This is a genomic window from Candidatus Cloacimonadota bacterium, from assembly GCA_020532085.1.
Lineage (GTDB): Bacteria > Cloacimonadota > Cloacimonadia > Cloacimonadales > Cloacimonadaceae > Syntrophosphaera.
In genome coordinates, this window is record JAJBAV010000014.1 from 59,127 (window position 1) to 67,032 (window position 7,906).

Annotated in this window: 5 protein-coding genes; all 5 read right to left on the reverse strand. The window is 58.5% G+C overall.

The features are described 5' to 3' along the window. Window position 1: 1 nt before the first annotated feature. Genes recN through dapA form a run of 5 tightly spaced genes read right to left on the reverse strand, consistent with a single transcriptional unit; the run spans window position 2 to window position 7,439 of the window. On the reverse strand, window positions 2–1,699 hold the full coding sequence (gene recN, locus LHW45_05385) for a DNA repair protein RecN (GenBank protein ID MCB5285005.1): 1,698 nt from the start codon (window positions 1,697–1,699) through the stop codon (window positions 2–4). Continuing rightward, window positions 1,700–2,557: an NAD(+)/NADH kinase gene (locus LHW45_05390; protein ID MCB5285006.1), complete on the reverse strand. Its 858-nt coding sequence runs from the start codon at window positions 2,555–2,557 to the stop codon at window positions 1,700–1,702. After that, on the reverse strand, window positions 2,554–3,624 hold the full coding sequence (gene rsgA / locus LHW45_05395) for a ribosome small subunit-dependent GTPase A (GenBank protein MCB5285007.1): 1,071 nt from the start codon (window positions 3,622–3,624) through the stop codon (window positions 2,554–2,556). The genes LHW45_05390 and rsgA overlap by 4 nt, the downstream gene beginning before the upstream one ends. A 4-nt stretch (window positions 3,625–3,628) precedes the next feature. Continuing rightward, window positions 3,629–6,550: an insulinase family protein gene (locus tag LHW45_05400; protein ID MCB5285008.1), complete on the reverse strand. Its 2,922-nt coding sequence runs from the start codon at window positions 6,548–6,550 to the stop codon at window positions 3,629–3,631. 13 nt (window positions 6,551–6,563) lie between these two features. Beyond that, the gene (gene dapA / locus LHW45_05405) at window positions 6,564–7,439 is read right to left on the reverse strand and encodes a 4-hydroxy-tetrahydrodipicolinate synthase (protein ID MCB5285009.1); all 876 of its coding nucleotides are present in this window, start codon (window positions 7,437–7,439) and stop codon (window positions 6,564–6,566) included. Window positions 7,440–7,906 lie beyond the last annotated feature (467 nt).

Genomic DNA, 7,906 nt, shown 5'->3' on the forward strand with positions numbered 1-7,906 from the left:
CTCATGTCTTGTATTTGCTTATCAATTCCCTGGCATGCTCCAGCGAAATGTCCGAAACATTTCCGGACAGCATCCGGGCCAGTTCTTCCAGCCTTTGTTCTGCCTCCAGCGGCACCATCTGGATCACGTTCCTCTGCTTGCCTGCCTCTTTTTGCAACGCCACCTGCTGGTCGGCGATGGCGGCGATCTGGGCCAGATGCGTGATGCATATGATCCGGTGCCGCCGTGCCAGGGCGAAAATGAACTGCGCTACGTACTCGGCCGTTTTGCCGCCGATGCCGGAATCGATCTCGTCCAGGATCATCAGCTTTTCCTCGATCCGCTCGGACAACACCTTTTTGATGGCCAGCAGAATGCGGGATAGTTCACCGCCGGAAGCAACCGCTGAGAGAGGCTTGAGCTCGCTGCCCCGGTTCGCGCTGAAAAAATACTGGCAGGCGTCCTGACCCTGCTCTGTACAGGAATCAAGATATTCATGCATTATGATTTTGCCATCTGTCTTTTTGTCAACTCTTATTTTGAAACGCGCGTCGGGGATGGAGAGCAAGCTGATGCTCTCGCGCAACTCCACGGAGAGTTTTTCCGCCGCGGCCCGGCGGTTGGCGCTGAGCTTGTCCCCACTGGCGCGCAGGGCCTCAAAGTCTTTTTCGGTGGCCTTTTCCAATGCTTTGATGCGTTCGCTCAGATCGGCGTAGGCATTGATCTGGGCCTCCCGCTCGGCAAATACTTCCAGCAATTCGCCGATGTTCTGGGCTTTGTGCTTGTGCAGCAGGCTGTTGATGGCGTCCAGCCGTTCGCGGATCGCCTCCAGGCGAGCGGGGTCCGCACTCGCCGACTGGCTGAGGTCGCCCAGGGCCGCGGAGTTTTCCGAAACCAGTTCCAAAGAGTCGCGCAGGCCTTGCTCGATATTGGCCAGGCGCGGGTCCAGATGGGAAAAACGGGATAGGGCGGCCAGGCTGGCGTTGAGGCGGCTGTGTACGCTGTTTTCGCTCTCATAGAGGTCAAAGCAGGCCGCGGCCGCGGTTTCGGCGATCTCCTGGGCGTGGCTGAGCAGTTCGAATTCCTGCTGCAGCTCGAGGTCCTCACTTTCGCGCAGGGCGGCTTTCTCCAGTTCTTCGAACTGATACTGGTAAAGCTCCCGCAGCTGGCGGTCCTGTTCCGCCTTCGCCTTCAGGCTTTCCAGTTCTTTGAGGCTCTCGCGCAGGCCTCTGTATTGGGTGGAAAAAGCGCTCAAACAGGCATCGTTTTTGGCATAGAGGTCCAGCAGATGCAGTTGGTAGGCCGCTGAGAGCAGCCGCTGCTGGTCGCGTTGATGGTGAAAATCGATCATCAGGGGCTTAAGTTCCCGCAGCAGTGATGCCGTCACCTTGCGCCCGTTGAGGAAATAACTGGATTTCCCGGTGGTGCTCACTTCCCGGGCCAGGATCAGCTCCGGTTCCGGTTCATAGCCCTGCACGGCCAGCCAGTTCCGCACTTCCGAGTTTCGGGAAAGGTCAAAGCTGGCCTCCAGATAGATGGGCTGAGCAGGATCGAAGGCTTCCAGGGCAGGGGACGGATCGGCGAAAATGAGAGCCACAGAGCCCACCAGGATGGATTTTCCCGCGCCTGTTTCCCCACTCAGGACCGTCATGCCCGGGCCGAAAACCAGCCGCTGTTCGGGCACGAAAAGGTAGTTGCGGATCTGGATCCCGGTCAGCATCTATTTCCCCAGGTGCATCTTGCGCCGCAGGATCTGATAGAAAGTGCGGTTGGAGAGCTTCACGAACTGAACCTGCTGTTTGGCCGCGGTGATCAACACTTCGTCGTTATCCTGCAGCGGACTGCAGTTCTCGCCGTCCAGTTGCAGCGCCGCCGGCTCCTCCAGACCGTGAACCCGCATCAGGATCCGGTCACTGGCGGAGAAGACCATCGGCCTGATGGTGAGCAGATGCGGATTGAGCGGGCTCAGCACGATGGCTCGCAGTTCCGGGGCGAGGATGGGACCTCCAGCCGCCAGAGAATAGGCTGTGGAACCCGTGGGGGTGCTGGCCACCACTCCGTCGCAGCGAGTGTCGAAGACAAAACGCCCGCCGCTGAAAATGCGCACCCGGATCAAGCGCGGGGTGTCCGCTTTATGGATCACCGCGTCGTTCAGCGCCAGGCCCTTGAAGATGATCTCGCCCCCTCTCCACAGCTGGCATTGGACCAGCATTCTGGGCAACAGGCGGTATTTCCCTTTGATCAGGTCGCGGATGGAGTTGTCCAGTTCCGCCAAAGTGGTTTCGGAAAGAAAGCCCAGCCAGCCCAAATTGATTCCCAGAAGAGGCGCGCCGGAACTCAGGGCCAAATCCTTGGCCCGCAAAATGGTGCCGTCGCCGCCGAAGACCAGGATGCAGTCGGGCTTCTTCGCGGTCTGCCCCGCCGGGTCCAGCAGGCTGAAGCCCTTGGGCAGCAGTTCACGTTGCGCGCTGATCCCGTAAAAGCGGACCCCGTGTTCAGCCGCCAAAGCTTCCAGCCGGCTGAAGATGGCCTGTTTGTCCGTGAAGGCGGGATTGATGAATACGGCAATGTTTTTCATGTCAGCGAGTCCAGTAGCCTCAGATACGATTCATAGCGTTCCAGCGGGATCCGCCCCTCCGCATGGGCTGCCAGAACGGCGCAGTCATCCTCGTGGGTGTGGGTGCAATCCCGGAACCGGCAGTTCACCGCCAGATCGCTGAAGCCCGGAAACACCTTCGGGATCTCGCTTTTGGCGTCGCGGTGCAGATTCACTGTCTTGATCCCAGGAGTATCCAGCAGATGGCCGCCGAAGCTCCAGGGCTTCAGGACCGCCTGCGTGGTGGTGTGCCTCCCTTTTTCGTTGAAATCGCTCACCTCGGCGGTGCGCAGTTCCAACCCTGGTTCCAGCCAGTTGATCAGGGAACTTTTCCCCGTGCCGGATTGCCCGGAAAACACACTGTCCCTGTCTTTCAGCAAGGCCCTCAGTTCCTCCATTCCCTCGCCGCTCACCACAGAACTGCAGAGCAACGGATATCCGGACTCCCGGTAGTAGCCAACTGTTTCCTCCAGCTCCGCGCGGTCTTCGCAGAGGTCGATCTTGTTGATCACGATCACCGGCTGAATGTTCTGAAGGGCGGCGATGCAGACGTAGCGGTCGATCAGCCCCGGTTTGATCAGCGGCATCCGCCAGGAAGCCGTGATCACCACCTGGTCGATGTTGGCGGCCACGATGATCTCTTTCTGGAAGCTGCCTTCGGCATAGCGGGAGAGTGTGTTCACGCGGGGCAGGATATTTTCGATGCGGAAGTGCGGATCGCCTGAAATGTCCAGCTCCACGCGATCGCCCACGGCGGAAAGAGCTTTGCTGGCGTAGGAAAACTGCTTCAGCCGGCCGGACAGGGTGGCCGTGTAGAGCTTGTTTTCCGCCTCCACCAGATAGCTGTAGTTGGTCTTCACTTCCAGGATCCGCCCGGGGATCAGCTGAGTGCCCCGCTTGTATTTGTGGTGCTGCTTCTCCGCGGTGCGCAGAGTCTTGTAGTGGGCCGTTTCCCGCACGTCGTCCAAACCGTCAAGGTCCGGCACTTGCACGTTCTTCAGCCGTTCCCCCGCCTGGGGCTGCTGTTTTTTCCTGTCCTTTTGCTTCATTGCCTCAGCTGAAGACTGGTGTCAGCCTGTCGAACAGCGTTTCCGCCTCTTTGAGCTTCACTTCGTTGCCAAACACGCAGTAGTGGTTGCGCGTCATGATGGCCTCCACCATGTCGGCATAGGCGCGGATGTCCTCGATCCTGGTGGAGAGAACCTCGTCGCGGATCTGCTGGCGGTCTTCCTGGGTGAAACCCGTGATGTAGTCGATATCGGCCAGAGCGCCCTTGTTTTCAGGCGTTTGCGGATAGTCCAGGCTGGAGATGTCGCCGATGATGTACTTCTCCATTTCCCGGCGGTTGCAATCGAAAGAGCGGATGAACTGCGGTACCCTGTCGTAAACCTCGAGGGTCTCACGCAGGTTGGGATCGCGATAAGAGCAGAAATACATGTTCCCGTAGATGGAGAAATCGCTGAAAGCGCCGTAAGCGCCGCCTTTTTCGCGGATCTCGCGGTGCAGGAACTCGTTGGAGAGGATGCTGTTCAGCACGCGCAGCTTGCCAGAGTAGGAGTAGCCCTTGCGGAAGTAGTTGCCGCCTTTCACGCAATACTGCACCTGCACCGGGGCCAGGATGGCCTCGTTGAGGTCGCTGGCGTGGAAATGGCGTTCCACCGGGGCGTATTCGTCGGCGGAGATATCCTCCACAACAGGCCGCAGCTGCTCCAGGGCTGCCGTGATCCCGGCCGCGTCTGATGTGAGGCTGATCAGCAGGTTCCTGCGGGAGAAGAAATTATCGCGCGCCCAAGCCAGATCGGCCGCTATGGTTTCTATTTCCGTGTCCAGTTTGCCGGCCAGTTCGTTCAGGAAATGGTAGTATTCCAACCCCCCCGTCATGTCGCTGTAGCGGTGCAGCTGGCTGAAGGGCGCCAGCATGCGGTTGATCGCCACACTGTGCCCGGTGTGAAAGAGCATGGCCTCCAGCTTGGATTTGCCTTCCCGGATCAGCAGCTTCAGCCGCTCGTGGTCGGTGAAAACCGGACGCAGGGCCAGTTCGGCCGCCAGTTCCATCAGCTTGTCGGATTTGCCGGTCACCGCCTTGCCCGCCAAAACCAGCTTCGGCAGCACCTCGTCGGGGTCTTGGTAGCTGTTGCGCAGCATCAGGCCCGTCCTGATGCCCCCGGTATGGATGTTGATCTCGTTGGAAAGGTCGGCGTAGCCGTGGTCGCGGCTGTCCACCTGGCCCACAAGCTGGGTGTAGAGGGCGATCCAGGGCAGATCTTCCACCTCGGCGTGGCTGAGATCGAAATAGGCCCGCAGATAAACCACCCCATTGGTGACCTGCTCATGCTTCAGCAGGGTGAATTCGCTGTATTTGTCCACCTCCGTGGGATAGCTTTCGGCCACGGGGTTGATGTCCTTGAGGCTTAGCACGGGAATCTTTTCCAGGTCCTCAGAGCTCGGCTCTTCCTTCTGCCAGTCCAGGAATTCCCGGTTGAAATTCACCAGCCGGTCGATCTCCGCGGGGGGCATTTCGGCCTTGATCCTGGCCAGTTCGTCCTTTAGCTCGCTGTCCCACTGGTTGCCCAGGCCGGGCACGGGCACGTAAACGATCTGGCTGGCGTGGTGGTTTTTGAGGATGGCCTTGTCGATCAACTGCTCGTAATAGGGCTCGCTGAGGCCGCGGCGCAGCTCCTTGAGCGAATCTTCGAAGCCGAGGGCGTCCAGCGGGTCGCCGCCGTGGATCCAGTGCGGATACATCGTCCAGGCGTAATAGAGCCCCTTCGGGCCCCAGCTCGCCTGTCCCTCACGCAGCGCGAATTCCCGGCTGTTGAGCACGGCTTCGATCAGCTTCTTGTCGATCCCTTCCTTCACCAGGCGTTTCAGCTCGCTCTGGATCAGGCTGGCCAGCGCTTCCACTTGGTCGCGCTTCACCTGTTTGCAGATGAGGCTGAAGGTGGGTTGCAGCAGGCCTTCGCGCAGGGAATAGCTGGTGTCTTTGGCCAGGCCGGATTTGAGGATGGCCTGTTTCAGCGGCGAGGCCGGGGTCCGCATCAGGATGTTCATCATCACCACAATGGCCTGGGATAAGTTATAATCGGGGTTTCGGCCGAAAGTGTAGTTGAGGCTCAGGTGGTATTGGTCGGAAATGTCCTTGCCCTCTTCCACCGGATATTGCAGTTCCAGTTTTTTCATCTTGCCAAAAGGCTTCTGCGCCTCGATCGTCACTGCCTCCGTGTCTTTCTTGAAGTGACCCAGGTATTCCCGGTCCATGATCTCCATCAACGCGTCCGCGTCCACATCCCCGTAGAGGAAGAGATGCGAGTTCGAGGGATGGTAGTGCTTCCTGTGGAAGGCGAGGAAATTGTCGTAAGTGAGCTGCGGAATATCCTTGGGATCGCCTCCGGATTCGCAGCCGTAGGTGTTGTCTGGGAACTGCGCCTGCTGGTTGTAGCGCTCGATGATCTGGTCCGGTGAGGAAAAGGCGCCCCGCATCTCGTTATAAACCACGCCCCTGAGCTTCAGTTCGTCTTCCGGGCCGGTCAGTTCGTAATGCCAGCCTTCCTGATGCAGGATGTTCGGCTGCTCGTAGATCTTGGGGAAAAACACCGCGTCCAGATAGACCCGGCTGAGGTTCACGAAATCCTTGGCGTTGGTGCTGGCCACGGGATACAGCGTCATGTCCGAATCCGTCATGGCGTTGATGAAGGTATGCAGCGAACCCTTGATCAGTTCTTGGAAAGTCGATTTGCCGGGGAAATTCCTGGAGCCGTTGAGCACCGAGTGTTCCAGGATGTGGGGGCAGCCGGTGTTGTCGGTGGGAACGGTCTTGAAGGTGGCGCAGAACAGCTTGTTGTTGTCCTCGCACGCCAGATGCACCAGGCGCGCCCCGCTCTTCACATGTTCATAATGATGCGCCGTGGCGGCGATCTCGGGGATCTCGCGGCTGGCGATGTGCGCAAAGCCGTGCTTCACAGCCTGCTTTTTCATGCTTGAACTCCTATCAGATTAAATTGTATTCTTTCAAAACGCCGCGGAGTATCTCGCGGTTGGCGTCCTGCAGCGGACAGATCGGCAGCCGGAATTCCAGCTCGATCAGGCCCATCAGGTGCAATGCCTCTTTGGCCGGGATGGGGTTGGTCTCGATGAACATCACGCCGTTCAGCTTCTGCAGATGCCGGTGCTGTTTGGCGGCGCTGGCGTAGTCTCCGGCCAGGCAGCTGCTGATGTGTTCGCTCATCAGTTTGGGCGCCACATTCGCCGTAACGGATATGCAACCCTTCGCGCCCACGGCCATCAGCGGCAGATTGAGCGCGTCTTCGCCGCTCATCAGGGCAAAGCCCTCCGGAGCGTCGCGGATGATCTCCGTCGCTTGGGGGATGTTTCCGCTCGCTTCCTTCACCGCCACGATGTTTGGGCACTCCCGTGCCAGTTTCACCATCGTCGCCGCCGCCAGGTTCACCCCCGTGCGGCCGGGAACGTTGTAAACCACCATCGGGATGTCCACTTTGGCGGCCAGGGCCTTGAAATATTCATGCAGGCCGTTTTGCGTGGGCTTGATGTAATAGGGCGTGATCACCAGGGCATGGTCCGCCCCCAGTTCCCTGGCCCGCTTGGTGGCCGCCAGGGTCTGGTTGAAATTGTTGGTGCCCGTGCCGATCATCACCGGAACGCGCTTGTTGATCTTCTGCAGGGCAAAAAGCAGCAGCGCTTCCTTCTCGTCGGAGGCCAGCGCGGCGGTTTCCGCGGTGGTGCCCAAAAGTAGGATCCCGTGGGTGCCCTCGGCGAGGTGGAACTCCAGCAGGGCTTCCAAAGCGGAATAGTCGATCCCGCCATGCTTGAACGGCGTCACCAAAGCCACATAAGAACCTTGCAACATGTTTCTATCTCCTTTTCCCAAGGTGGGTTGGCTGCGCCGGCACGGATCCTCTCTTCGGGAAATGACCGCCCGCGCGCAGGAAAACACAGTTTATTCCATTTTGCAGCGCTCCCCAATTCCGTCAATACAAATATGCTCCAAGGCCCCGCCAGGACTGTGGAATTTTTGCCTGTCCTCCAGCATGGCAAAATCCGCATCATCCCCACTTCCGGCAGGTTTTTTCAAGCAGGATCGTCAGAATTTTCCATGACCGGCTCCCAATATCAATACGGTATCAATACGGAATCAATACGGATTTCATCCGTAATGATTCCGTATTGATACCGTATTGATATTGGGGGCGATGTCTCGTCCTAAAAAAGTTGACACATCCATCAACTTAAAGGAGTGAGAAAAATGGAAGACAAGAAACCCGTAAATCGTTACAGCATGGCTTTCAAATTGCGTGTTGTGGATGATGTCGAAAG